The organism is Micromonospora sp. NPDC049175 (assembly GCF_043197345.1).
GTDB lineage: Bacteria > Actinomycetota > Actinomycetes > Mycobacteriales > Micromonosporaceae > Micromonospora.
This window is the reverse complement of record NZ_JBICSY010000003.1, coordinates 350045-376503: the sequence shown is the minus strand read 5'-3', so window position 1 is coordinate 376503 and position 26459 is coordinate 350045. Positions and strand designations below refer to the sequence as shown.

General features: G+C 71.0%; 17 protein-coding genes. 8 read left to right on the top strand and 9 right to left on the bottom strand.

All coding sequences use genetic code 11. From position 1 onward, the window contains the following. Positions 1-72: 72 nt before the first annotated feature. The 3 genes from ACGFH8_RS15570 to ACGFH8_RS15560 form a co-directional block, all read right to left on the bottom strand. Positions 73-3462 carry an NACHT domain-containing protein gene (locus tag ACGFH8_RS15570; protein ID WP_393367461.1) on the bottom strand — a complete coding sequence of 1130 codons (3390 nt, stop codon included), beginning with the start codon at positions 3460-3462 and terminating at the stop codon, positions 73-75. Between the two features lie 135 nt (positions 3463-3597). Beyond that, positions 3598-5064: a hypothetical protein gene (locus ACGFH8_RS15565; RefSeq protein ID WP_393367460.1), complete on the bottom strand. Its 1467-nt coding sequence runs from the start codon at positions 5062-5064 to the stop codon at positions 3598-3600. Between the two features lie 224 nt (positions 5065-5288). Further along, positions 5289-6659, bottom strand: coding sequence for an O-antigen ligase family protein (locus tag ACGFH8_RS15560; RefSeq protein ID WP_393367458.1), 1371 nt, complete (start codon positions 6657-6659; stop codon positions 5289-5291). Between the two features lie 309 nt (positions 6660-6968). Between ACGFH8_RS15560 and ACGFH8_RS15555 the strand changes: the two genes are divergently transcribed. Both ACGFH8_RS15555 and ACGFH8_RS15550 read left to right on the top strand, forming a co-directional pair. Further along, on the top strand, positions 6969-8972 hold the full coding sequence (locus tag ACGFH8_RS15555; protein WP_393367456.1) for a heparinase II/III family protein: 2004 nt from the start codon (positions 6969-6971) through the stop codon (positions 8970-8972). Beyond that, positions 8969-10150, top strand: a complete 1182-nt coding sequence (locus ACGFH8_RS15550; protein WP_393367454.1) for a glycosyltransferase family 4 protein — start codon at positions 8969-8971, stop codon at positions 10148-10150. The genes ACGFH8_RS15555 and ACGFH8_RS15550 overlap by 4 nt, the downstream gene beginning before the upstream one ends. Positions 10151-10262: 112 nt before the next feature. Here the strand turns inward: ACGFH8_RS15550 and ACGFH8_RS15545 are convergent, their stop codons facing one another. Continuing rightward, positions 10263-12431 carry a bi-domain-containing oxidoreductase gene (locus tag ACGFH8_RS15545; protein ID WP_393367452.1) on the bottom strand — a complete coding sequence of 723 codons (2169 nt, stop codon included), beginning with the start codon at positions 12429-12431 and terminating at the stop codon, positions 10263-10265. Between the two features lie 176 nt (positions 12432-12607). On the opposite strand from ACGFH8_RS15545, the gene wecB reads away from it, so the two are divergent. From wecB to ACGFH8_RS15530, 3 genes are all read left to right on the top strand, one after another. Continuing rightward, positions 12608-13690, top strand: coding sequence for a non-hydrolyzing UDP-N-acetylglucosamine 2-epimerase (wecB, locus tag ACGFH8_RS15540; RefSeq protein ID WP_393367451.1), 1083 nt, complete (start codon positions 12608-12610; stop codon positions 13688-13690). A 129-nt stretch (positions 13691-13819) separates the two neighbouring features. Continuing rightward, on the top strand, positions 13820-16924 hold the full coding sequence (locus tag ACGFH8_RS15535; protein ID WP_393367449.1) for a M14 family zinc carboxypeptidase: 3105 nt from the start codon (positions 13820-13822) through the stop codon (positions 16922-16924). Positions 16925-17024: 100 nt separating this feature from the next. After that, positions 17025-17936 carry an NAD(+)/NADH kinase gene (locus ACGFH8_RS15530; RefSeq protein WP_393367959.1) on the top strand — a complete coding sequence of 304 codons (912 nt, stop codon included), beginning with the start codon at positions 17025-17027 and terminating at the stop codon, positions 17934-17936. A 139-nt stretch (positions 17937-18075) separates the two neighbouring features. Here ACGFH8_RS15530 and pgm read toward each other — a convergent pair whose 3' ends face one another. Together pgm and glgC are read right to left on the bottom strand one after the other, a co-directional pair. Continuing rightward, positions 18076-19716 (bottom strand): phosphoglucomutase (alpha-D-glucose-1,6-bisphosphate-dependent), encoded by a 1641-nt coding sequence (gene pgm, locus ACGFH8_RS15525; protein WP_393367448.1) that lies wholly within the window; start codon positions 19714-19716, stop codon positions 18076-18078. 31 nt (positions 19717-19747) lie between these two features. Next, positions 19748-20980, bottom strand: coding sequence for a glucose-1-phosphate adenylyltransferase (gene glgC / locus ACGFH8_RS15520; RefSeq protein WP_393367446.1), 1233 nt, complete (start codon positions 20978-20980; stop codon positions 19748-19750). A 90-nt stretch (positions 20981-21070) separates the two neighbouring features. On the opposite strand from glgC, the gene glgA reads away from it, so the two are divergent. Beyond that, positions 21071-22303 carry a glycogen synthase gene (gene glgA / locus ACGFH8_RS15515; protein ID WP_393367957.1) on the top strand — a complete coding sequence of 411 codons (1233 nt, stop codon included), beginning with the start codon at positions 21071-21073 and terminating at the stop codon, positions 22301-22303. 13 nt (positions 22304-22316) lie between these two features. Beyond that, positions 22317-22811: a hypothetical protein gene (locus ACGFH8_RS15510; protein WP_393367444.1), complete on the top strand. Its 495-nt coding sequence runs from the start codon at positions 22317-22319 to the stop codon at positions 22809-22811. Here ACGFH8_RS15510 and ACGFH8_RS15505 read toward each other — a convergent pair. Further along, positions 22783-23736, bottom strand: a complete 954-nt coding sequence (locus ACGFH8_RS15505) for an inositol-3-phosphate synthase (RefSeq protein WP_393367443.1) — start codon at positions 23734-23736, stop codon at positions 22783-22785. The two genes, ACGFH8_RS15510 and ACGFH8_RS15505, sit on opposite strands and share 29 nt — an antisense overlap. Positions 23737-23830: 94 nt before the next feature. Between ACGFH8_RS15505 and ACGFH8_RS15500 the strand changes: the two genes are divergently transcribed. Then, on the top strand, positions 23831-25081 hold the full coding sequence (locus ACGFH8_RS15500; RefSeq protein ID WP_393367441.1) for a DUF222 domain-containing protein: 1251 nt from the start codon (positions 23831-23833) through the stop codon (positions 25079-25081). Between the two features lie 99 nt (positions 25082-25180). On the opposite strand, the gene ACGFH8_RS15495 is transcribed toward ACGFH8_RS15500, so the two are convergent. Both ACGFH8_RS15495 and ACGFH8_RS15490 read right to left on the bottom strand, forming a co-directional pair. Then, positions 25181-26011: an NAD-dependent epimerase/dehydratase family protein gene (locus ACGFH8_RS15495; RefSeq protein ID WP_393367439.1), complete on the bottom strand. Its 831-nt coding sequence runs from the start codon at positions 26009-26011 to the stop codon at positions 25181-25183. Continuing rightward, complete coding sequence (locus tag ACGFH8_RS15490; RefSeq protein WP_393367437.1) at positions 26008-26388, bottom strand: nuclear transport factor 2 family protein; 381 nt, start codon at positions 26386-26388, stop codon at positions 26008-26010. The genes ACGFH8_RS15495 and ACGFH8_RS15490 overlap by 4 nt, the downstream gene beginning before the upstream one ends. Between the last annotated feature and the right edge of the window lie 71 nt (positions 26389-26459).

Here is a 26459-nt window from a genome sequence, read left to right as displayed (position 1 = left end):
GAAGGAACCACCCGGTGGGGTGCTCGGGTGCGCACAGATTCGCCACGGCACCTCGGCGTCCATGCTCGTGACTCAGCGCCGGCCGGAGATCGTCTTCTTCAGGTCCCACACCGCTACGCTGGAGCGGCCAGCGGTGACGAGTAGGCGGCTGTCGGCGCTGAACGCAAGATCGCCGATGGGGTGCATCTCCCGCGGCAGGACGGCGAGGCGGCGTCCCGTGGCCGTCGACCACAGCCGCACCAGGTCGGGACGGTCGTCGTACCGGTTCTGGGTGACAACTGTTCGACCGTCCGGGCTCAGCCGCGCGGTCCCCCCGTCCCCAGGCGCGGCTGGGATGGTGTGGCTTGCGCCCCCGGCGAGATCCCACACCCGGTAGCTGCGGTCGTGGCGGCCGGCGCTGAGAACGGTCCGGCCGTCCAGGCTGATCTCCAGAGCGTCGACCGGACCTTCGTGGCCGGCGAGCGCGCTGACCGCGCCGGTGCCCATGTTTCGCACCATGAGCTGGCCGGACCTGTCGCCGGTGACGACGATGGTCTGGGTGTTGGCGCTCACCGCCACAGTCGAGACGTCAGCGACCTCGTCGGCGACGATGACCGGCGGGGCATCCGGGTGCAGTGGCCACAGCCGTAGGGTGTCGTCGAAGCCAACGGTGGCCAGGGCTCGACCGTCCGGGTCGAATGCCAAGGCCCGCACCGGGGCGCCGGGCAGTGGGCTGACGGTGCCGCTTGCCACATCCAGCAGGCTGCCGTGGCGAGGGCCGTTGGAAAGAGGCCGACATGTCGCGACCCTCGAGCCGTCCCGGCTCAGGGTCAGGCAGAACCCGTCGGACTCGGGCATGGACCAAACCCGGCGCGGACGGTTGGGCGATAGATAGGTTCCGCGAGTCCCGAGGCGGTAGCGGTCCACGGCAAGACGCCCCAGGTCGTCGACATTCGCCGTCGTGATGACAGTGCCGCCTGAACTGATCGCCACTGCCGCAACCTCATAGGCTAGATAGGCTGTCCGCACTGGCCCGATGGACAACTCGATGCGGCTGACCACAGTCAGTGCGAGGGCGATGGCAAGTACCACACCAACGAGGCGCAGTTGCCTGCGGCGGCTGGTGAGGCGCGCCGGTAGTGGCCCAGCCGGTGCTCTGCGCAGTCCGCGCGTCTGCCTCGGCACGTCGGCCGACAGTCGCCAGGTGTCGGCAAGGTAACCCCGTAGCAGGTCGTGGCGGAACTGATAGGCAGGCCCTGCCTGTCGCAGCACACCGGCCGCGTGTGCCTGCTTGAGGAAGCCGGTCAGTCGCCAGGGCAACCGGCACCGGAGCGTGAGCCACAGTCGAGCGAGGGTGTAGGGCAGCCAGGGTGCGCCGGATCCGAACAGGACCAGGACTGCGGAGAGTGCCATGAACACCACCGCGACGCTAATCGTGGCGATGACGGAGGTGCTCTCGATGAGGGTGAGGGCAGCACCGAGGCCGGCCATGGTCGCACCGGCACCGCCCACCGCAACGAGGAGAGTCGTACGGTCACCTCGCAGCAGCGCCTCGGGTGAGGCCGCCGCGTCATGCTGTGCCGGGGTGCCCAGCCATCGCCCAAGCGCGATGGGAATGCCCGCGAGCACGGTAACCAGTAGGCCAACGAAGACCACATACGGCACATCGTCACCGCCGAGCCTGGTCAGTACGGCGGTGCCAATGCCGAGTATCAGCGCGATGCCGAAACCGACAGCGAGGTTCGATGGAAGATCCCGCAGCCGGGGTGCGCTGAGCCGGGGTGCGCTCGCCCGCCCGGCCGCCTGCGCGTTGGCGATTGCCAGCAGCGCGACACCCGCCGCAACCGACGGCACCGTCTTGCGATCAGCTTCTGACAGCAGCGTGCCACTGTCATCCCGGAATTGGGTGACCAGGTCCAGCAGGAGGTTGTTCAGTTCGATCGCGGCCGGTCGGTAGGTCATCTCGGCGCACATCAAGATCAGGCCGACGAGGGCTAGCGGTGGGACAACGACAGTCAGCACGGGGACGGCGATTGCCCTCAGGTCCAGCAACACGCCGGCCACCACCGTCGCGCCCGTGTTCCGCTTCGACGTAGGCGGGGGCACATGCGCGATTCGGGCACCATGAACGCCCAGCACGAGGCCGACGGCGGTCGCGACGAACACTCCTTCCGCGACAGTCTCGCCGGCCATCACCAGCGCTATCGCCATGGGGAACCCCACAAGCACCCCGAAGAGGGCCACGGTCAGCGTGACCAGCGCGGCGCGGGGTACCGCTCGGGCCAACCGCCACCACTCCAGGTTCGGGTCCCGCATCCGGTCCCGGGAGTGATGTGCGAGGAACGCGAGCCAGCGGCTGGCCCGCTCGGCCGCTGGCGGGTCGGGATAGACCGAGGGTAGGAAACCTTCGAGGAGGTGCCGCTCGACAGCCTTCGCTGTCGGTAGCGTGACCAGTTCTTGTGGTTGGGATTGTGGGGCCTGGTAGACGCGGCGAGCGAGGCCGATCATCAGCGGCGTGGAGAGCGCCGTGGCCAGTGGGCCGTCCGGGTCCCGCCGCATTGCCTCCAGTACGGGTTGCCATCGCTGACTGCCGCTCAACTCGCGCTGGGTCAGGTACACCTCGGCATCGACGATCCGTACCGGCTCGACGTCGATCACCGCTGCCAAGGAGAGGGCACCCGCCTCGTCAACCGTGTGTTCGAATTCATCGCTGCGGCAGGTGAGCACCATGCGCAGACCGGTAGCGGCAGCGCGCTCCAGTTCCCGCAGCGCTTGTGGACGGCGCGGGCCGGGCATCTCGTCCAAGCCGTCCAGCACCGGTACTACGAGCCGGTCGGCCAGGAGTGTTGCCAACTCGTCGGACCGCCCCGCCAGTTGCGGGTAGTCGAGCATGATCCGGTTGGTGAGCCACGATTGCAGCGGCTCAACCGGGTCCCATCCGGCTACCGACAGCAGGACCGGCACCGGGCCGTCCGGCCCACTGTCGTCGATCGCGGCCAACGTGTAGAGGATCGCCAGTGTGGTCTTTCCGGCGCCTGGCTCACCCAGAATCACCAGCTGCCGCTGCGGGTGGTCGTGAAAGGCCGCCGCCAACGCCGTGGCCGGCGGTCGGGTGTCGCAAGGGTCCTGCAGGAGCTGACCCTCGATTTCGGTGGCGCTACCGGCGCTGGTAGCTGTCGCCACCTGAACCGCACGGCCGGTCGGGCGCCAACGCAGCCGCAACGGACGGGGCTGATGCAACTGCCGGGCCGCGACCTCCGCTGACCACTGCACGGATACGGCCCGCCGCAGCCGCCGCAGAATCGGCTCCGATGGCTGCGACGGCATGGAAAACCCTCGGCGGACCAGCCAGCCGATCAGCGGGACCGCCATTGCCGCACACGCCAGCAAGAACGAGAGAACCTCGGCCGAATCGCTGGCCTGCCCTGGCTCCTGGTCGCCCAGGAAGGCCACGAGAGCCCAGAGCCCGGCCAGGGCTGCCATCGCCGCCGCCGCCGCAGCGAGCCACCACCCAACCCTCTTCTTGTTACGCACCGATCGCACAGAGTAATCATGGGGTATTGCCGCGACAACCTCGACTACCGTGCGGGACCGAAACAGTCCCCTTTCCGACCATGGTCAGTCAGCGCGTTGGCTGCCGGCCGGCCGCGCGGCGAAGCGCGGTCCCGCAACGGTCGGCCGGCGTTCACCGAAGAGCGACTGCATGACGTGCAGGGCCAGGAGCGTGGCCATCCCCACGATGGATTCCGGCGCCATCCCGAGCTGGTTGTTCGCCGGCACGTAGATGACGAGAATGCACAGCTGCGCGAAGATCAACGACGGGACCACCCGGCGGGACGACGCCGCCGCGCGCCACGAGCCGGCGAAGAGCCACCCGACCAACCCCATGAACAGCGCCGCACCGGGGAAGGTGAGGTCCGAGGCGAGCCAGGGATAGATGGTGGCCCAGTACATCCGCGCCGGCCATCCCGTCTCGTTCTCCGTCCGGTCGGGGAAGCTGGGATGTTCGCTGAGGTCCACGTCGAGGGTCTGCTCGGCGAAGATCGCCGCGGACGGCGCGCTGCCGAGACCACGGGACCACTCGAAGGGCACCTGGAGGTTGTAGGACAACCCGAGGTAGCCGTGCGTCGGATAGCCGATCATCGCGGCGATGCCCTCGGCCATCGTTTTACCCAGGACACGTTCCACCGAGGGGTTCACGTGGACCACGTCACCCGTGGTGCCGAACTCGGCCGCCCGCGTCGCGTGATTGTGGATCATGTAGGTGGCCAGGAGCACGAACGCCCCGACGACGAGCAGGAGCGCCCGACGCCGGCGCGAGTAGGTCCGCGGCCGGTGCCGGACCGACGCCCACGCGATCAACATCCCGGCCGCGAGCATGATGACGACGTCGCCGAGCCCCTTCATCGTGCCGATGAACAGGTAGAACGCGATGTGCGTCGACGTCGCGGCCACGCCGGCGAGGCGCAGCCAGCCGGGCAGAGCGCGCCAGTGCACCACGAGCAACGGTACGAGGGCCACGCTGAGGACGCCGAGGGGAAACAGGGCGGTCATCCACGGGCTCGTGCTGCCGACCCCCTGCTGATAGACGTCGAACTTGTTCACGTAGCCGGTGGCGGGGGCCTGGATGTTCGCCCACACGCTGCTGGGGCCGGTGGCACCGAACTGGCTCAGCCGCGTCAGGCTCACGACGACGTAGTAGACCGCGCTGGCCAGGACCAGTTGACGCACCAGCCGGACGCGGGCGACGGAGTGTGTCGCGGCGGATATCGTGGGCGGACGACGGGCCATCTGCGCCACGTATCCGCCGGCGAACAGCGCCGTCGCCACGAGCACGAAGGCGGAGAGCTGGTAGGGGTTCCTGACGTCGTGGGCAAGTCTCGTCGTCCAGAACACGCCGAACGTGCCGAGCATCCACGCCAGCGCCAGCGCCAACGGCAGCCAGGTGACCGTGTGCCCGGCAGGTGCCGGGCGGGCCACCGGCGGGCGTACGCGCTGCTCGGGTCGCGGTGCGGCGGCCGGGAGCTGCCAGCCGCCGACCGGCGAGCGGTGTCGGCCGTCACTGACTCTGTCGACGGCGGTCACCGAGGACCACTCCCGGCGCAACGGCCGACCCTGGGTGGCCGCGAGTCGACCCGGACGGGATTCCGAGATGGCACTCGCCGGCCCTCCACACTGTTGAGCACCCGCCGACCCGCGGTACGAAGGGCGCGGCACGGCACGCTCCGTCGGCGCGGACGGCGCTCCGCCACGCTGCGGGCCAATCGGTTGGCTGTCAGTAGTCACTGAACGAGCCAACGACCGGGTAGTCACCGGGTGATGGGCGCGCCCCAGTCCAGGGCTGTCGGCCGGGCCGGGGGTGCGGTGGCGCGAGCCCGGACCGGACCGGGCGGGCCGGTCGCGCGTCGTCCCGGGTCGTCCGCCTTCTGCCGGCCGGAGGCGTGGACCGGCAGCATCGACAGCAGGGCGAGGGCCAGCCACGACCCCCGCTCGAACTCCCACACCCCGGTCAGCCAGAGCGGAAAGCCGCCCACCAGGAAGAGCCCGGCGACCCGGAGCCCGACCGGGCACCGCGCCGCCCGCCGGGCGAGCACCGCCCCGAACAGGACGGCCACGCCCACCAAGCCCACCAGCCCCAGGTCCACGGCGACGGCGAGCACGGCGTTGTGCGCTCGGATGCCCAACGGGTTCCACAGCTCGAAGGTTCCCGCGCCGCCGCCCACCCAGAGGGAGTCCCACCAGTACGAGGACGCGTACCGCCACAGCTCGATACGGCTCAGCACGTCGCCGGTCGCCGCCGAGCCGATGACGTCGTCGGCCCACACCAACACGCTCTGCCCCAGACCGAGCGGCACCGTCACCAGCAGCGTCGGCACCACGGCGACCGCGGCCACCCAGGTCACCCGGGGGTTGAGTTCGCTGAGCAGCGCGTACGCCACCACGAGCAGCAGGGCGACCAGGGCGCCCTTGGTCCGGTTCAGGAAGATCCCGGACGCCAGCACCGGCAACGCGGTGGTCAGCGCGATGGTGACGAGCCGCCGTTGACCGCGGATCTTCAACAGGCCCAACGCCAGGACGAACGCGGTGACGCTGGAGTAGGCCGTGAAGTTGATGTTGGTGCCCTCGATGCCGAAGCGCACCGCCATGTCCATCGCGCCGGTCGATCCGCCGACCCCGCGCGCCTCGATGATCAGGCGCCACGCGGCGATGGCACACCCCACGATGTACGAACCCCCGACCGCGAGCAGGTGCCACGGCGTGGTGGCGACGTGGCGGACCGCGACGAACAGAAGAGCGGCCGAGGTGTACGCGAAGGCCACGCTCCGCGTCTGCGCGACGTCGCTGGACCAGAGGACGGTGAGCTGCGCCCACGCCGCGACCGCGACCGCCAGCACATCGGGCAGTCGAGGGCGCGGAAGGCGGCAACGGAGCAGGATCGCCCCGGCGGAGGCCTGCAGGACCGTCAGCCAGGCGTTCGCCGTGGACGCCTGGAAAGCCGCGACACACAGCAGCGCGACGGCGAGAGTCGTCATCATCGTCCGCCAGCCGCCCGGTCCGGCGCCGGCCACGGCACCACCCCCGGTACCGGCCGCGCCTCGGAAGCCGGATCCGGCACCGACACCGGCCGGGGGCGGCATCGGCGAGCGGAATCCGAGCGGCACCCGGGTTTGCGCTGTCACGACCACTCCTCCTCGTCCCCGCGGTGGCACCCGCCGTGTCGCGAGTGGCCATGTCGTCACCGGTGATGTCGCCACCGGCCATGTCGTCACCGGTGATGTCGCCACCGGCCGTGTCGTCACTGAAGCGGCACCGGCGGCGTTGGACAGACGTCAGACCGACGACCCGCCCCGACCGGCGCGCGCCCACGCGGCTCGCGCACCACCGAACGCGTCCTAAATGCCCGATTTGATGCGCTTGCAGCTTCCTACACCCACGGTCCTGGTCGGGACGAAACGACGGAATCGCCATTGCCCAGGGGGAAGTCGAAGGTGAAACCCGATCTCCGCGCGATCGCCGTGGACATGCGCGCGCTGGGCCTGTCGGCGCCGCTGCGCGCGGCGTACGAGGCGTCCAAGCGCAGCGGATTCCACGCCGTCCTGTTCCGCGGGCAGGCGCACCGGCACCACGCGTCCGCGCCGGTGCCGCTGACACGCGTGCTGCCGATCGGCGACGGAGCGCGGCAGCGGTGCCTGGACGACGCCGGCCGCGTGCTGAACGACGGGCTCCGGGTCTTCGGCGCCCGGGTCGCGACGGGCGTGTCGGCACCGTGGGGCACCGACCCGCTGACCGGGCGGCAGTGGCCGGCCGACGACCCGTGGTGGCGCATCGACATCCGCTCCGAGGCTCGGCTGTCGGACGTGAAGCACACCTGGGAGGCGGCACGCCACCGCGACCTGGTCGTCCTGGCCCGCGCGGCCCGCCTCGACCCGACCGGCCCGTGGCAGGGCGGCCTCGACGAGCTGCTGCGGGCCTGGTGTACGCAGTCCCCGCCGGAACGGGGCGTCAACTGGTACTCCAGCCTCGAACTCGCCCTGCGCGCCATCGCCTGGAACCAGATCCTCGCGCTCGTCGGCGACCGACTACCCGGCGACGTAGCGACCGCCATGGAGCGGCTGCTGCTGGCCAGCGCCCGGCACCTGATGGTCGAGCTGCCCTACACGTTGAGCAGCATGCGCAACAACCACCTGCTCGGCGACGCGCTCGGGCTGCTGCTGCTCGCCCGGATGTTCCCCACGGCCCGGCGGGCCCGCTGGTGGGCGCGTACCGGCGAGAGGATGTTCGCGGCTCAGCACCGCCGACACTTCGGCGCCGACGGCCGGATGATCGAGGATTCGGTGTCGTACCACAGGTTCGTCCTCGAAATGCTCATCGTGCGGGTGCTGCTCGGCGGCGCGCCGCCGCGCGTCCGCCGTGACCTGCACGCCGCGAGCCTGCACCTGGCCCGGCTCGGGGTGTTCGACGGGGACGTCCCGCAGTACGGCGACTGGGACGAGGGACGGGTGCTCGCGTCCTCCGGTGACCCGCTCGACGTGGCCGGCTCCGCCGCGCTCGGGCTCGCGTTGTGCGGCGAACGGCTGCCCGCGCGGTGGTACGCCGACTTCGACGAGTTGGCGTGGTACGCGCCCCCGCCCGACCCGGCGGCCACCTCGGAGACGTTCGCCGCGACGACGCGTCCCCGGTCGGCGGCGACGACCTCCGGGGGCATCGCGCGTGTCGACCGGGGGCCGTGGCGCGTGTGGTTCAAGGTGGACGGCGGCCCCTCGCACGGCCACGCGGACCTGACCTCGGTCTGGATCACGCACGACGACAGGTGGCTGATCGCCGACCCCGGCACGGGCACCTACAACGGCCCGCTGGAGGTCCGCAACGGGTTGCGCACCTCCGCCGCCCACCCGGTACGCCGTCCGAATGGGCAGGACCAGCTCCTCCCGCACCGGGCGTTCCGCTGGCTCAACACCGGCCGTGGCCACCTGGGCGCACCGCTCGTCCTGCCGGATCGCACGATCGTCTTCGGGTGGCACGACGCGTACGCGCGCGGCGACCACCCGGTGCGCGTCGGCCGCGCGGTCGTGGTGGCGGAGCAGTACGTGGCGATCGTCGAGTTCGCCGACCCGCCGGCGACCGCCCGGTCCTGGTCGCTGACCGTGCCGCTGCACCCCGACGTCGTCGTGGACGCCGACACGCTCGTCGTCGGCGGGACCAAGCTCGGCCTCGTCGGGCTGGACGGACACCAGGCGGTCCGCGGACGGTCGGCGCCCTTCGCGGGCTGGCACAGCCGGACGTACGGGCGCTGGGAGCCGGCGACGTGGCTGACGGCCGAGAGCCGGGCCGACACCACGGTGTGGGGGCTCGGCGCGATCCCCGGGCCGCCACCCGAGCCGGACGCGTTCGACGGCTTCAGCTATCAGGTGACCTGGAGCGACGCGGGCGCCTCCCTCACCGTCACCCACCTCGGATCAGGGGACGTCCACCACGTGCGAGCACCACGATGACCCCACGCAGAGTCCTCGTCCTCAACCACTTCGCCGTACCGCCGGGCCATCCGGGCGGCACCCGGCACGTCGAGTTGTTCAGCCGGCTGCCCGGCTGGACGCACGTGATCATCGCGGGCCGCCGCAACATGATCACCGGTCGACGGCAACGCGCGGAGCCGGGCTTCCACCTGGTCGCCGTCACGCCGTACCGGGGCAACGGCCTGGGCCGGGTGGTCAACTGGGCCAGCTACGCGGTGACGGCCACGGTGGCCAGCCTGCGGCAGCCCCGACCGGACGTGGTCTACGCCTCGTCGCCACACCTCCTGGCCGGCCTCTCCGGCTGTGTCGTGGCCACACTGCGGCGCACGCCGTTCGTCCTGGAGGTCCGGGACCTGTGGCCCCGCGTGCTCGTCGAGATGGGCACGCTGTCGGAGACGTCGGTGGCGTACCGGGCGTTGGAGCGCCTCGAACGATTCCTGTACCAGCGCGCCGACCGCGTGGTGATCATGGCGCCCGGCGTACGGGCCGCGATCGAGGGCAAGGGCGTGGCGCCCGAGAAGATCGCCTTCATTCCCAACGCGGCGGACCCCGAGGACTTCGTACCCAGCCGGCCCCGTGCCGAGTTGCGGCGGCGTTACCGGTTCACCCGCCGGACCGCCGTCTACGCCGGCGCGCACGGCCCGGCCAACGGGCTCGACCTGCTGCTGGCCGCCGCCGAGGCGGTACCCGAGATCGACGTCGTGCTGGTGGGCGCGGGGGTGGAGAAGTCACGCCTGCAGGCCAGGGCCCTCGGCGTGCCCAACGTCCGCTTCCTCGACCCGGTGCCGAAGTCGGAGATCCCCGATCTCCTGCACGCCGCGGACGTCGGCGTGCACGTGCTCGCCGACGTCGAGCTGTTCCGGGCCGGGGTCAGCCCCAACAAGGTGTTCGACTACATGGCCGCCGGGCTGCCGATCGTCACCAACAGCCCGGGGACCGTCGGTGACCTCGTGCTGGGCGCGGACTCGGGGTACGTGACCCCGCCGGGCCACCTCGCCCACGGCCTCGCCCAGATCACCCAGGCGAGCCCGGACGAGCTGGCCAAGATGGGCGCGGCCGGCCGGAGTTGGATCCGGGCGAACCAGTCACGTACGGCGATGGCCCACGCCCTCGGGCGGCTGCTCGCCCCGCTCGTCGACGACGACACACCCCGCTGACCGGCGCTCCCGGCGCTCCCGGCGTTCTCGGCAGCGCCGGGTTCTCGGCAGCGCCGGCGACGGGCGCGGCGCGCGGACGCCGACGCGGCGCGTCACGAGGTGGCGCGGCGCGTCACGAGGTGGCGCCGGCTCGCACGCTCTCCACGTCGGCCTGGGCGGGCAGCCGCGACGGGTGATCCTCCTGGATGCCCGCCAGGGCGGCGATCGCGGACAGGGCGGCCCTCGTCGTGCCGAAGGACGCGTCCAGCTCCCGGTCGTCGGGCGCGTTGCCGGCGATCACCGCTCGGGTGTGGGCGAGCAGCTCCTGGTGTCCCTTGCCACCGGGTACGCGCTTCACCTCCCGGCCGTCGATCTCCAGGCGTCGGAAGTCGTCGATCACCACGGTGTGCCCGCGACCGAGGACCTCCAGGCGCTCCTTCGGCGTACGCCGGTGCCCCCGGGTGGAGTAGGTGATCGTCGCCGTGGACCCGTCCGGGTATCCGAGCAGGACACTCACGTCCTCCTCCAGGCCCGGCTCGCCGCGACCGCTGCCGTACGCGTGCACGACCCGCGGCTGGTCGCCCACCAGCCACGACGCGAGGTCCATGAAGTGGCACACCTCGCCCCGGATCCGGCCACCCTGGCGTCGGTCGTGGTACCAGTGGGCGGCGGGCAGTTGCCCGGCGTTGACCCGGTAGGCGACGGTTATCGGCCCGGACCCGGCCGCCAGGGCCTGCTTGGCGTGCACGACCATGGGCGCGTGCCGACGGTTGAACCCGACGAACAGGTGACCGGAGTTGCGGTCGTAGGCGGCCCGAACCTCGTCGAGCTCGTCCTGGGTCAGCGCGAGCGGCTTCTCCACGAAGACGTGTTTGCCGGCGTCGAGCGCCTGCGCCACCAGGCGGGCGTGCGAGTCGTGGCGGCTGAGGATGAACACCACGTCGATGTCGTCGCGGACCAGGAGGTCCTCGACTGTCGGCGCCACCACGGCGATGCCGTTGCGCTCGGCCGCGTGCCGCGCGGACAGGCCCTTGGCCGACGTGATGGCGACGAGGTCGTCTCCCCAGCCCGCCGCCTTGAGCGCGGGCAGGAACGTCGCCTTGGCGTAGGTGCCGGCGCCGATCAGGCCACCCCGTGGCGACGTCGAGGTGCGGCGCGGCCGCATGGTGATCGTCTGTCGGGACGGCTGCGCGGGCGCCGAGTAGCTGAGCTGCACCGCGAGCGAGCGCGGGTCGGAGGCCAGCACCTCGTAGGCCGCCGTCGCGCGCTCCACCTCGTAGACATGCGTCACCAGGTCGTCGACCGCGACCCGGCCGCTGGCCACCAGGTCGAGGTAGGCCTCGACGTTGCGCCGCGCCGTCCAGCGCACGTGCCCGATCGGATAGTCGATGCCCCACTCCTCGTAGGACCGATCGTGGCGGCCGGGGCCGTAGCTGCGCGCGAACCGGAGATCCAGCTCCCGCTCGTAGAAGCGTCGACGGTCGAGGTCCAGGCCGACGTCGCCGACCACGACCAGTCGGGCACGGTCGCGGGCGATCTCGGTGCTGCGCGCGACCGGCTCCGACGAGGTCGTCGCCGCCGTGATCAGGACCGCGTCGACGCCTCGGCCACGGGTCAGCTCCATGATCTGCTCGGTGGTCGCCGCACCCGCCTCGACCAGGCCGACCGCACCGCACTCGCCGGCCAACTGCGCGGTCCAGTCGCGCAGGTCGATGCCGATGACGTGCAGCCCCGAGGCGAGCGCCAGTCGTACCGTCAGTTGCCCGACCAGGCCGAGACCGACGACCGCGACCGAACCGCCGAGGCCCACCTCGGCCTGCCGCAGGCCCTGCATGGCGATCGCCGCCACCGCGCCGAAGGCGGCCGCCTGGTCGGACACCGACTCCGGTACGGGTACCGCGAGCAGACCCGGCACCGCCTGGTACTCGGCGTGCCCCACCGACGCGGTGGCCACCCGCATCCCGGGTCGGATGCCGTCCGTGGCGGCGCCGGCGGTGACGACGACACCCGCGGCGCTGTAGCCGAGCGGCATGTCCTCGTCGAGCCGGCTGCGCACCGCGGCGATCGTGGAGCGGACTCCCCCGGTGCGTGCCCGGTTGACGACCTGGCGGACCAGATCCGGGCGGGCTCGTGCCTTGCGCAGCAGGCTCGCCGACGCCAGTTCGCGCACGGCCCGCTCGGTTCCCGCGGAGAGCAGGGATCTGCGCGTGGCGACGAGCACCTCGGTGGCGCCGGGCTCCGGTTGGGGAACGTCGACGACGCGCAGTTCTCCGCCGGACACCGATTGGACGATCTGCTTCACGCGGGTCTGCCTGCCTTCGGGAAGTAGGAACATCGTTCGCGGGGGTCGCCGGTTCGGCAACACAGACCGCAACGCATCCGTCATTCGACATTCTATGACGATTAGATGCCCTAAACTGGATAACTTGTACTATTGGCGCGCCGCCGTTGATTCGTACCGAATTTTCGAGGAGATCCATGCCAGCCGACGCCGTTCTGCACGTCGCGGGTGCACGTCCCAACTTCCCCAAGGCAGCACCGGTGATCCGTGCGCTGGAGCGGCACGGCGTGGCGCAGCGCCTCGTCCACACCGGACAGCACTACGACGAACGGATGTCCGAGGTCTTCTTCCGGCAACTGGGCCTGCCCGAGCCGGACCTCAACCTGGGGGTCGGTTCGGGCAGCCACGCGCGCCAGACCGCGAGCGTCATGACCGGCCTGGAAGAGCTGATGATCGCCGACCGACCGGCCCTCACCGTCGTCTACGGCGACGTCAACTCCGCGCTCGCCGCCGCCCTCGTCGCGTCGAAGCTGGGCATTCCGGTCGCGCACGTGGAGGCGGGGCTGCGCAGCTTCGACCGGTCCATGCCCGAGGAGATCAACCGGGTCGTCGTCGACCACGTGTCCGACCTGCTGTTCGCCACCAGCCCCGACGCCGTGTCGCACCTCGCGACCGAGGGCGTCGCTGCGGAGAAGGTCCACCTGGTCGGCAACCCGATGATCGACACCCTGCTGGCCAATCTCGACCGCTTCGACGTCGCCGGCATCCGGGCGGCGCTCTCGCTCCCCGAGCGGTACGTGGTGGCCACGCTGCACCGACCGGGCAATGTCGACGATCCGACGGACGTCGTCGACCTGGTCAAGGCGATGCACGCGGTCGCCGACCAACTGCCCGTCATCCTGCCGCTGCACCCGCGCGGCCGGCAGCACCTGGAAAGCGCGGGCCTGCTCTCGCACCGCGCGCTGCGGGTCGTCGCCCCGCTGGGTTACCTCGAGTTCGTCAGCCTGGTCCGCGGCGCGGCGGTCGTCGTCACCGACTCCGGCGGGGTGCAGGAGGAGACCACGATGCTCGGCGTGCCCTGCCTGACACTGCGACCCAACACCGAACGCCCGATCACGATCACGCACGGCACCAACCGCCTCGTCACCCGATCCACGCTCGCCGAGACCGTGGCGAGCACGGTGGCCGCGCCGCGACCCGCCGTCTGGCCCACGCCTCCGCTGTGGGACGGCGCGGCGGGTACGCGCATCGCGGACGTCATCTCGTCGACGCTCCGGTAGCCGGTCCCACTCGATCACTAGCGGCACCCGCACCGACACGGTCAGCCACCTCGCACTCATCGAACTATTGACATCGATAGGGCCAGACCGAAGGCTCGCGCCTACAGGTCCTTGACCCAAGGAGGCGCGATGAGACCGAGACGACTGGCGATCGCCGGCGTGCTCACCCTGCTCGGCGCACTGGCACTGGCCCCACCCGCCAGCGCGCGGCCGTCGTCCGATCCGGGCACCCGCGACGGCCTGGAGGTGTACGTCGGCACCGTCGACGCGAAACAGCGCGACACACTGCGCGCGGCGGGGGTCGACCTCGGCCACGACGCGAAGACCGACTCCACCGGACAGAGCACCGTCGAGACGGTGCTCAGCCGTCGGCAGGCCAAGCGACTCACCGACCAGGGCGTCCCCCTGTCGGTCAAGAAGGTGCGCGGCAAGGACGCCTCGCAGGCGCTGCGGGAGCAGGCCGCGGCCGGCTGGACGGCGTTCCGCCCCTACGGGGAGCCGGGCGGCCTCCGGGACGAGCTGAACGCCACCGCCGCCCGGTTCCCCCGACTGACGAAGGTGGAGACGCTCGGCCGCACCCAGCAGGGCCAGCCGATCCTCGCCCTCAAGGTCACCAAGAACGCGCGGACCGTCCCGGACGGGCGGCGGCCGGCGGTGCTCTACGCCGGCGCGCAGCACGCCCGCGAGTGGATCACGCCGGAGATGACCCGCCGGCTGATGCACCACGTGCTGGACAGCTACGGCACCGACCGGGAGATCACCCGCCTGTTGGACACCACCGAGTTGTGGTTCCTGCCGGTCGCCAACCCGGACGGCTACGACCACACATTCACCCCCGGCAACCGCCTGTGGCGCAAGAACCTGCGGGACAACAACGGCGACGGGCAGATCACCGCGGGCGACGGCGTCGACCTCAACCGCAACTTCAGCTACAAGTGGGGGTACGACAACGAGGGCTCGTCACCGGAGCCCAACAGCGAGACCTACCGGGGCCCGAGCCCCAACTCGGAGCCGGAGACCACGGCCCTGGACCGGCTGTTCAAGCGGGTCGGGTTCGAGTTCTTCGTCAACTACCACTCGGCGGCCCAGTTGCTGCTCTACGGCGTCGGCTGGCAGGTGAGCACCCCCACCCCGGACGACGTGATCTACGAGGCGATGGCCGGTGACGACGCGCACCCGGCGGTGCCCGGCTACGACCCGGACATCTCCGCCGAGCTGTACACCACGAACGGTGACACCGACAGCCACGCCACCGTCAAGTACGGCACGTTGGGCTTCACGCCGGAGATGTCCACCTGCGAGGCCGCGTCGGCTGTCGACCCGGACGACGAGTGGCGCCCGGAGGACTGCGCGAGCGAATTCATCTTCCCCGACGACGAGGCCCTCATCGCCGGTGAGGTGCGCAAGAACCTGCCGTTCGCACTGGCCGTGGCCCGATCCGCGGCGGACCCGGACGACCCGGTGTCGGTGGTCGGCCGCAGCACCCCGGACTTCGTGGTGGACGCGTTCGACACCTCGTACGGGCGCACCCAGCAGGTCGCCTCGATCACCCGTCGGGCGCTGAAGAACGTCCGGATGCACTACACGGTCAACGGCGGGCGACCGAAGACGGTCGCGGTCCGCGAGTGGCGCGGCGGCGAGCGGTACGGCGACACGCACGACGACTACTACGCCGAGCTGCGCGGCACGGTCACCGGCGCGAAGCCCGGTGACCGGGTGGAGGTCTGGTTCACCGGGAGCAAACCGCGTGCCGGGGTGGTCGCCAGTCAACACTTCACCTACCAGGTGCACAGCGACATCGGCGGCGACGTGCTGGTCCTCGCGATGGAGGACGTCACGGGCCTCAGCCCGACGCAGACCGGCACCACGGCGAAGTACGCCGACGAGGTCGCGGCATCGCTACGCGCCGCCGGGCGCAGCAGCGACGTGTACGACTTCGACACGATGGGACGCACGGCGCCCCACCCGCTGGGCGTGCTGTCGCACTACAAGACCGTGGTCTGGGAGACCGGCGACGACGTCATCCTGCGGGCCCCCGGGCAGGTGCCCGGCACCACGGCCAAGGCGGCGCTCAACACCGAACTGGCCGTCCGGGACTACCTCAACGAGGGCGGCAAGCTCCTGATCAGCGGCCAGTACGCGCTCTACGCCCAGGGCGCCAACGGGTCGTACGTCTATCACCCGGACGCGCCGCCCGAGTGCACCGACGCCGAGTCCGACACCTGTCTGCCGTTGTTGAACGACTTCCAGCAGTACTGGCTGGGCGCGTACACCTACGTCAGCGACGGTGGCACCTCCCCGGAGGGGGGACCGTACCCGGTCGCCGGGACCGACGGGGCGTTCGCCGGCTTCAGCGGGCAGCTCAACGCGCCCGGGTCGGCGCAGAACCAGGAGCACGGCGCGTCGTTCCTGACCACGTCGGGCTTCCTGCCGCCGGACGAGTTCCCCCAGTTCGCCAGCTCCGCGCCGGTGGGCTGGACCCGGCCGGGCGCCGCGCCGTTCGACCCGCGTACCGGTGAGTGGTACCTGCACAGCGGGCAGAGCGACGAGTCGTACAAGCGGCTCACCCGCACGGTTGACCTGACCGGGGCGAGCAGTGGTGAGTTGCGCTTCTTCACCTCCTACGACACCGAGCAGGACTGGGACTTCCTCTTCGTCGAGGCCCACGAGGTGGGCACCGACAACTGGACGACCCTGCCGGACGCCAACGGCAAGACCAGCACGGCCACCGGGGAGAGTTGCCTCGGCAACTGGGACGATCTGCACCCGTTCCTCGCCCACTACCAGGGTGCGGACTGCTCGCCCACCGGGACCACCGGCAGCTGGAACGCGGCGTCCGGCGCCTCCGGCGGCTGGAAGGAGTGGGTGGCGGACCTGTCCGGTTACGCCGGTAAGCAGGTCGAGGTGTCGATCACGTACGCCTCAGACTGGGCCACGCAGGGTCTCGGCGTCTTCGTGGACGACGCCCGGGTGCTCGTGGGCGGGGCGACCGTGGCGGAGACCTCGTTCGAGTCGGCCGACCTGGGCGGCTGGACGGTGGCCGGACCACCGGCCGGGTCCGGTGGCAACGCCACCGACTGGTCGCGCAGCCAGCGGGCGTTCGAGGAGGGCTCGGTGGTGGTCACCGGCGACACGGTCTACCTGGGCTTCGGGTTGGAGGGTCTGCCTCCGGCGGCCCGCGACGACCTGGTCGCCCGCTCGCTGAGGCACCTCACCGGTCGACCCCGACCCTGACGGCGGCGAGGTGCGCCGGCGGTCGGGCGACCGCCGGCGCACCTTCGCGGTACGCGGGGTGCGGCCACCGCGAATGTGGTGAGCTGTACGGGTGTCGGGGCTGGGACTTGTGCTGCACCCCACCCGGGATGTCACCGAGGTGGTCGGGATCATCGAACGGTGGGCGACGCGCCACCACAAGACGCTGATGGTGCGCGAGGAGGACCAGCACCGCGTACCGTCCTGCGTCGAACCGGTGCCGGCCGACGAGGTCGCCATCCGCGCCAACGCGCTGATCAGCATCGGCGGCGACGGCACCATGCTGGGCGCGCTGCGCTCCGCCATCCGCGACCCGAAGCCGGTGCTCGGCGTACACCTGGGTCATCTGGGGTTCCTCGTCGAGATCGAGCCGCCGGAGCTGCCCGACGCGCTGAGTCGGCTGCTGTCGAAGGACTTCACCGTCGAGTCGCACGCCTGCCTCGCGTGCGACGTGTGCGGTGACGACGTCGTGGCGTTCAACGACATCGCGCTGGTCCGCCAGCCCGGCTCCGGTTTCGTCAGCGTCACCCTCGGCATCGACGGCCAGCAGTACGGCTACTACCGCAGCGACGCCGTGGTGGTCAGCACCCCGATCGGCTCGACGGCGTACAGCTACGCGGCCGGCGGCCCACTGATCTCCCCCGCCGCGGACTCGGTGGTGATCACGCCGTCGGCGCCGATGGCCGGCATCTCCCGGTCGGTGGTGCTCTCGCCGGACGAGAAGATCCGGTTGGAACTCCGGCCCGACTCGTCGCCGGTCGTGGTGGAGATGGACGGGCTGGTGTTCCGCGACGCGGCCACGGAGGGGACCGTGGACATCACGTACCGCCGCAACGCCGGCCTGGTGGTCCGCTTCGACCCGCTGCGCTACCAGGAACGCAACCAGCTGAAGATGACCCTGCTCGACCTGCCGTTCCTGCCGGAGCAACTCCGCGAGCTACTCCCCGAAGAACTCCGCCGAAGAGCCCAACAACAAATCCCCCCACCCTGCTAACCCCACCCCACCCCACCCCCACCCCCGTTGACCCACCCCGTTGATCATGGAGTTATAGCTGCGACACGCCGAGGTGCGGGGCTATAACTCCATGATCAACGCGGGCGGGCGGGGGCAGGAGGGAGGGGGCAGGGCGGGGTTAGGGGGTTAGGGCTTGGTCTACCAGGTTCTTGGCTTCTTCTTGGATCTGCTTGAGGTGGTCGGGGCCCTGGAAGGACTCGGCGTAGATCTTGTAGACGTCCTCGGTGCCGGAGGGCCTCGCGGCGAACCAGCCGGACCTCGTGCTGACCTTGAGGCCGCCGATCGGGGCATTGTTGCCGGGGGCGGTGGTTAACGTCGCGGTGATCGGCTCACCCGCGAGTTCGGTGGCGGTCACCTGCTCCGGGGAGAGCTTGGCGAGCACGGCCTTCTGCTCCCGGGTCGCCGGGGCGTCGATCCGGGCGTACGAGGGCGCGCCGAACCGCTCGGCCAACTCCGCCCAGTGCTCGCTCGGGCTGCGCCCGGTGGTGGCCAGGATCTCGGCGGCGAGCAGGCAGAGCAGCAGGCCGTCCTTGTCGGTGGTCCAGGTCGATCCGTCGCGGCGCAGGAACGACGCCCCCGCGCTCTCCTCACCGCCGAAGCCGACGGACCCGTCGAGCAGGCCGGGCACGAACCACTTGAAGCCGACCGGCACCTCCAGCAGCGGCCGGCCCAGGTCGGCGGCGACCCGGTCGATCATCGACGAGGAGACGAGCGTCTTGCCCACCGCGGCGGCCGGACCCCACTCGGTGCGGGTCTGGAACAGGTGGCCGATCGCCACCGCCAGGTAGTGGTTGGGGTTCATCAGGCCCGCGTCCGGGGTGACGATGCCGTGCCGGTCGGCGTCCGCGTCGTTGCCCGTGGAGATCTGGTAGTCGGCGCGGGCCGCGATCAGCGACGCCATCGCGTTGGGCGAGGAACAGTCCATCCGGATCTTGCCGTCGCCGTCGAGGGTCATGAACCGCCAGGTCGGGTCGACAGTCGGGTTGACCACCGTCAGGTCCAACCCGTGCCGCTCGGCGATCTCACCCCAGTACGCCACGCTCGCCCCGCCCAGCGGGTCCGCGCCGATGCGGATCCCGGCGTCGCGGATGGCGTCGATGTCGATCGCCGCCGGCAGGTCGTCGACGTAGTGCGCGAGGAAGTCGTACTCCCCGGTGGTGTCGGCGGCCCGCGCCCGCGCGTGGGTGATCCGGCGGACCTCCTTGAGCCCGGCGGCCAGGATCGCGTTGGCGCGGTCCTGGATCCACCGGGTCACGTCGGTGTCGGCCGGCCCGCCGTTCGTGGGGTTGTACTTGAAACCGCCGTCGTCCGGCGGGTTGTGCGACGGGGTGATGACGATGCCGTCGGCGAGCCCGCTGGTACGACCCCGGTTGTGGGTGAGGATCGCGTGCGACAGCGCCGGGGTGGGGGTGTAGCCGTCGCGGCTGTCGACGAGCACGGTGACGTCGTTGGCAGCGAGCACCTCCAGGGCGTCCACGGCGGCCGGCGCGGACAGGGCGTGGGTGTCCCGGGCGAGGAAGAGCGGCCCGTCCAGCCCCTGCTCCCGCCGGTAGTCGCAGAGCGCCTGGGTGACCGCCAGGATGTGGTCGGAGTTGAACGCGTTGCGCAGGCTGGAGCCGCGGTGGCCGGAGGTGCCGAAGGAGACCTGCTGGGCCGGGTCCGCGGGGTCCGGATGCTCGGCGTAGTAGGCGGTCACCAGGCGCGGCACGTCGACCAGGTCGGCGGGCTCGGCGGGCTGGCCGGCACGGGGGTGGGTCACTGCGGGATCCTCCTCGGGGAGTGCCTGTCGCTCACGGCTCGACCTTCTGGCCCTTGCCGATCACCACGATGCCATTGTCGGAGACGGTGTAGCGCTGCCGGTCCTTTTCCAGGTCGACGCCGATCTCGACGCCCTCCGGGACGAACACGTTCTTGTCCAGGATCGCCCGCCGGACCACCGCGTGCCGGCCGATCTCCACACCCTCCATCAGCACCGAGCCCTCGACGTGCGCCCAGGAGTGCACCCGCACCTTCGGCGAGACGATCGAGTTCTCCACCAGCGAGCCGGAGATCACCACACCCGGGGAGACCATCGAGCCGACGGCCCGGCCGACCCGCTCACCCCACTGGTGGACGAACTTCGCCGGCGGCCACGGCGGCTGCTCGGTGTAGATCGGCCACTCGAAGTTGTAGAGGTTGAAGACGGGGTGCACGTTTATCAGGTCCATGTGCGCGTCGTAGAACGAGTCGAGCGTCCCCACGTCACGCCAGTAGCCGCGGTCCCGGTCGTTGCTGCCCGGCACCTCGTTGTCGCGGAAGTCGTAGACGTTCGCCTCGCCCCGGTCGACGAGCATCGGGATGATGCTGCCGCCCATGTCGTGCTTGCTGGACTTGTCCGCGGCGTCGCGCTCGACCGCCTCGCAGAGGGCACGGGTCGTGAAGACGTAGTTGCCCATCGAGGCGTAGATCTCGTCCGGCGCGTCCGGCAGGCCCACCGCGTCGGTGGGCTTCTCGCGGAACGCCCGGATCCGCTTGCCGTCCTCACCGACCTCGATGACGCCGAACTGGTCGGCCATCGACAGCGGCTGGCGGATGCCGGCGACGGTGACCGCGGCGCCGGAGGCGATGTGGTCCTCCACCATCTGCCGCGGGTCCATCCGGTAGATGTGGTCGGCGCCGAAGACGATCACGTAGTCGGGCTGCTCGTCGTTTATCAGGTTGAAGCTCTGGTAGATGGCGTCGGCCGAGCCGGCGAACCACCACGGGCCACGACGCTGCTGCGCGGGCACCGGGGTGACGTAGTTGCCGAGCAGCGTGGACATCCGCCAGGTCTTGGTGATGTGTCGGTCGAGGGAATGGGACTTGTACTGGGTCAGCACGACAATCTTGAGATAGCCGGCGTTGGCCAGGTTGGAGAGGACGAAGTCGACCATGCGGTACATCCCGCCGAACGGGACGGCCGGCTTGGCCCGGTCCGTGGTGAGTGGCATCAGGCGCTTGCCCTCCCCACCCGCCAGGACGATCGCGAGCACCTTGGCAGCCATGCCCCGACGCTATCCACCCGCGTCGGACTTCACCACTCGTACGGGGACTCTTCTGCATTAGGGTGCGGGGTCATGACGGAACCCACCCCGCTGCGCGTCGACCTGCTCACCCGCGAGTACCCGCCGGAGGTCTACGGCGGCGCCGGGGTACACGTCGAGTACCTGGCCCGGGAGTTGCGCCGCCGCGCCGACGTCCGGGTGCACTGCTTCGGTCTGCCGCGCACCGAGCCGGGCGTCACCGCGTACCCCGAACCGCCCGGCCTGACCGGCGCGAACGCCGCGCTGCGCACGATGGGTGTGGACCTGGAGATGGCCGCCGGCGCGGCCGGCGCCGACGTGGTGCACAGCCACACCTGGTACGCGAACCTGGCCGGCCACACCGCGAAGCTGCTGCACGGGGTGCCGCACGTGGTGACCGCGCACAGCCTGGAGCCGCTGCGGCCGTGGAAGGCCGAGCAGCTCGGCGGCGGCTACGCGCTCTCCTCCTGGATCGAGCGCACCGCGATGGAGGCCGCCGACGCGGTGATCGCGGTCAGTGGCGGGATGCGCAACGACGTGCTCACCGCCTACCCGCAGATCGACCCGGACCGGGTCCGGGTGGTCTACAACGGCATCGACACCATTCAGTACGCGCCGGATCAGGCGACAGATGTGCTCGACCGGCTCGGCGTCGACCCGTCCCGTCCCAGCGTGGTCTACGTGGGAAGGATCACTCGACAGAAGGGCCTGCCCTACCTGTTGCGGGCCGCGCGGGAGCTGCCGGCGGACACCCAGCTCGTGCTGCTCGCCGGCGCACCGGACACCGCCGAGATCGCCGCCGAGGTGGAGGAGCTGGTCGCCGAGTTGCGGGCCAACCGTTCCGGCGTGGTCTGGGTCGCCGAGATGCTGCCCAAGCCCGAGGTGATCCAGGTGCTCACCCACGCCACCGTCTTCGTCTGCCCGTCGGTGTACGAGCCGATGGGCATCGTCAACCTGGAGGCGATGGCCTGCGAGACGGCGGTGGTGGCGACCGCGACCGGCGGCATCCCCGAGGTGGTGGCCGACGGTGAGACGGGCCTGCTGGTGCCCATCGAGCAGGCCACCGACGGGTCCGGCCGACCGCTGGCCCCGGAGACGTTCGTGGCCGACCTGGCGGCGGCGATCAACACGCTGCTCGCCGATCCGGCGCGGACCGGGCGGTTCGGCCTGGCCGGTCGCCAGCGCGCAGTGGACCACTTCTCCTGGGACGCCATCGCCGGTCAGACCCTCGACGTGTACCGCTCCGTCGGCGCGGGCTCCGCTGGCTTCACGGGCTCCGCTGGCTTCACGGGCTCCGCGGGCTGAGGCGGCCGGCGACATGCGGTACGACGAACTCGAAGCGGCGATCCTCCGTCTGGTAGTCGCGGCCGGTGAGGACGAGCTGCGTGCCTTCGGCCTCGACACGGTCACCCGGCTGGTCCGCAGCGACCTGCTCGACACCGCCGCGGGCGACGAGTTGGACGAGGACGCGTGGGCGGCACTGGCCACCGCCCGGGAAAATGTCCGCACGGCCAGCGCGACGGAGCTACGCGCACAGCTGGAGCGGATCGACGCGGGCGTCCTCGCCGACGGCGACCTGGATCAGGGGCTTCTGATCGTCATCACCGCGCTCGAACACTGGACCACCTACCTGGAGGAGGACCAGCGTGGGGAGCTGTACGAGCTGGCCATCCGCTCCGTCGAGGAGGTCGACTTCCAGATCTCGGCCGATCTCGACGACTTCCTCGCCACCCCGGAGATGACCGCCGAGTACGCCCGGATCGAACGCCTGCTCACCACCGGCCTCAGATCGCCGTCCCCGGCGGGGACTTGAGTGACGGAGTCGCCTCGGCGGAGTGACCGCCGCGCCCGTTGCGGAGCGCGCTCGCCGCGATGCGGATCAGGTCGATGTTGACCCCGGCCGCGCCGCTCGGATCATGCACCTTCAGCTTCACGTCGAGGCTCACCGCCGTCTCACCCCAGCCCTGCGCCTCGATGTTCAGGTGCGCCACCTTCTGCGACGCGAGGTGCGGTAAGTAGCCGAGCGGAGCGACCTCGACCGTGCCGGCGGCGTGGCTTTCCGACAGGGCGTTGAGCTTGGACTGCTTCTTGGTGTTGGGGTTGTCGACCAGGTTGCGGAAGTCCTCGGTGCCGCCCAGATTGACCTGGTAGGAGCTGACCAGGGTGAGGCCCCGCTCCTGAAGGAGCCGCAGCAGCGCGTTGTGCAGCACCGAGGTGCCGAACTGGCTGGCCAGGTCGTCGCCCAGCAGCGGCACGCCCGCCTCCTCGAAGCTGTGCAGCACGTCCGGATCACGGGCGACCGGGTCGGACGTGGTGTTGATGAAGGCGACACCCGCTGTGCGCGCTGCTTCCGCGTACGCCCGTGCCGTGTGCGGCCGCCCGCTCGGCGCCGAGTAGAGCAGCACCTCCGCGCCGGCCAGCGCCGCCGCTACCCGTTCCACCTCCGCCGCGTCGACAAGGCCCTTCGTGACGGGCACGCCCGCTCGGGGTAGGTCGCAGTCCAGCCGAGGAAAATTGTTGGGCAGTAGGAAGATCGCCTCGGTCAGGTCCCGACCGATCTTCTCCGCGGAGGTGGCGAAGGCCGCCACGACGTCGATGTCGCCCACCCCGAGCCCGTCGATCATCGGCCTGCGGATGCCGACCAGACTGCCGCTCTGGCGGTAGAGAGCAAGCCCCTGCACCAATGCCGACGTGTTGTTACCGACGCCAACGACCGCGACCCGCACCCGTTCGACCATGGCCGGAGGCTACGTCACCTCCGGTTCGGTGATCCACTGCGACCGCATCATCAGCGGCGCCAGAAGTGTCGTACACCTGTTCTAGTCTTTGCTCGTGATCGATGCGTTGGAGCAGGCCGAGGCCGCGGTGGTGGCTTGCTTCGACACGCCCGTCTGGGCTGCGGCCGAGCACGACCTCGTGGCGGCGTTGGACGCCACACACCGCATCGAGCAACGGCTGGCCGCGGTCAAGCTGGGCCTCGTGCGTGAGTTGGACGGTCGCGGCACCGCGACGGCGCAGGGCGCGTCCTCGACGGCGGTGTGGCTCCGCGACCGGTTACACCTCGGCGTTGGTGTCGCCCGCCGCCTGGTCGAGCTGGCCGCGACGCTCGACGCCGCGCCGCCCGGCGTGCGGGACGCGTTGGCCGGTGGGACGGTCGACGTGGAGCAGGTCCGGGTCATCGCCACCACGGTCGAGACCGTCCACGCCAGCGCCGGCCCGGAGGCCGCCGACAAGGCCGTCGGCGCCCTCGTCGACTGGGCAACACAGTTCGATGCCACCCTGCTGCGCAAACTCGGCACCCGCATCCTCGACCACGTCGCCCCGGAGGTCGCCGACGCCGCCGCCGAGGCCGCGCTGCGGGCACAGGAGTCACGGGCCGCGCGCGATCGGCACGTCACCATCAGCGAGCAGCCCGACGGCCGACTACGCCTCACCGGCATCCTCGACACCGAAGCCGCCGCCGCCCTGCGGGCCGCCATCGACCCGCTGACCACGCCCACCGGCCCCGACGACACCCGCGCCCCCGGCCAACGCCGCCACGACGCCCTCGCCGACGTCTGCCGGCTGGCCCTGCGCACCGGCGAGCTACCCGACAACGGCGGAGACCCCACCCAGATCGTCGTCACCACGAGCTACGACGGGCTGACCCGGCAGTTGGGCACCGCTGCCCTGGACACCGGCCTACACCTCAGCGCCGAGGCCGTGCGTCGGCTCGCCTGCGACGCGAGCATCCTGCCCGCCGTGCTCGGCGGCGGCAGCCAGATCCTCGACGTCGGCCGGCAACGCCGCCTCATCACCGGACCACTCCGCCGCGCCCTCGTCCTCCGCGACCGGGGCTGCGCCTTCCCCGGCTGCGACCGCCCGCCCCGCTGGTGCGACGGCCACCACATCCGGCACTGGGCCGACGGCGGCGTCACCAGCCTCGCCAACGCCGTCCTGCTCTGCGGCCACCACCACCGCCACGTTCACCACGGCGACTGGATGGTACGGCTCGGCGGCGACGGCCACCCCGAATTCGTGCCACCCGCCTGGCTCGACCCCAACCAGATCCCCCGCCGCAACCACTACCACCGGCGCAACTAGCCAGACAGCCGACCGAGCTGCGCCAGGACCGCCCCAGCCCCGACGCCCCCACCCCGTCGGGCCCCGGACATCTCCGCTCCGTTCCCGGATCTGGCGGTGTCAGCCAGAGCGGTCGGCGCGCAGGCGGTCCCGACAGAAGTCCCGGAAGGATCGTGGCGTACGACCTGTCACATCTGCGACGGTCGACGTCGTCCGGTCCTCCGCGCCGGCCGCGATCGCCGTGTCCAGGCTCGCGAGGAAGCGGGCGAAGTCCGGCGGTATGCCGTTCGCGCTGTGGCGTTCGGCCAGTTCCGCCGCGTCGATCGCACGGTGCCGGACCGGCCGGCCACCGACCTCGGTGAGGACGGCGGCGACAGCGTCATAGCTCAGCGCCTCTGGGCCGGTGATGATGTGGTCGGTGTTGTGCGGCGTCGGGTCCGTGAGAGCCCGCACCGCCACCTCGGCAATGTCGGCAGGATCGACGAAGCCGACCCGGGCGGTGCCGGTGGCGCTGACGATCTCGCCATGGTCGCGGGCGCTCACGGCGTACGGCTGCTCACCCACGAAGTTCTCCATGAACCAGGACGGCCGCAGTACCGCCCATTCCGCGAACAGCTCACCGAGGCGTGCGTGTACCAGGCCCAGTCCGTGCTCGGCGGGCGGGACGGCCGAGGAGCTGAGCAGGACCACCCGGCGGACACCGGCGTCGCGTGCCCGCTCAAGGAAGGGCAGCATGATCGGTGCCGGGTCGACCTCGCCGACCGGGGGGATGGCGTAGATCGCGCGCACGCCACCCACAGCGTCCGGGTGGGTGGTCGGGTCGCGCCAGTCGAAGCGGACCCCTCCGACGGCGGGGCGTCGGCTGGCGATCCGGGTGGGGTGACCGCGCTCGGCAAGCGTGGCGGCGACGATACGGCCGGTGGTCCCGGTGCCACCGATGACCAGGATCATGAGCGCACCAGGCCGCCACCGAGCAGCTGCTGTGCGGCGATCGGATCCCAGTAGTCGCGATAGTGCAAAAGTTGCCCGTGACGGATGGTCAGGACGGCGATGTAGCGCACCTCGTACGGTCGACCCGTCGCGACGACGAAGCCGGCGGCGACGAACTCGACGACGATGACCTCCGGTTCCCTGGTCTCGTGCACGGTTCGATCGCGGATCTCGCGGACGTCCAGCAGTGCGGGGTAATTGATCAGGTACTCGTGCAGCTCGGCGCGCCCGGCTACCCGACGCGGCTGGCCGGGCGGTGCGAACGGAAGCTCCAGCACCGCATCCTCGGCAAACAGCGCGATGAACCCGGCCATGTCCTTGGCGAGCAGCAGCTCCATGCCGCGATGGAACACGGCGGTGGGGTGGTCCGACATGATCGTCCTTTCGTCGTCCGGGACGGTCGCGATAA

Bases quoted from the DNA above. Each gene is read 5' to 3' on its own strand.
- ACGFH8_RS15570 (WP_393367461.1), bottom strand. From the start codon at position 3,462: ATGGCAGCCCTGGCCGGGCTCTGGGCTCTCGTGGCCTTCCTGGGCGAC.
- ACGFH8_RS15550 (WP_393367454.1), top strand. From the start codon at position 8,969: ATGACCCCACGCAGAGTCCTCGTCCTCAACCACTTCGCCGTACCGCCG.
- wecB (WP_393367451.1), top strand. From the start codon at position 12,608: ATGCCAGCCGACGCCGTTCTGCACGTCGCGGGTGCACGTCCCAACTTC.
- ACGFH8_RS15535 (WP_393367449.1), top strand. From the start codon at position 13,820: ATGAGACCGAGACGACTGGCGATCGCCGGCGTGCTCACCCTGCTCGGC.
- glgC (WP_393367446.1), bottom strand. From the start codon at position 20,980: ATGGCTGCCAAGGTGCTCGCGATCGTCCTGGCGGGTGGGGAGGGCAAG.
- ACGFH8_RS15510 (WP_393367444.1), top strand. From the start codon at position 22,317: ATGCGGTACGACGAACTCGAAGCGGCGATCCTCCGTCTGGTAGTCGCG.
- ACGFH8_RS15505 (WP_393367443.1), bottom strand. From the start codon at position 23,736: ATGGTCGAACGGGTGCGGGTCGCGGTCGTTGGCGTCGGTAACAACACG.
- ACGFH8_RS15495 (WP_393367439.1), bottom strand. From the start codon at position 26,011: ATGATCCTGGTCATCGGTGGCACCGGGACCACCGGCCGTATCGTCGCC.
- ACGFH8_RS15490 (WP_393367437.1), bottom strand. From the start codon at position 26,388: ATGGAGCTGCTGCTCGCCAAGGACATGGCCGGGTTCATCGCGCTGTTT.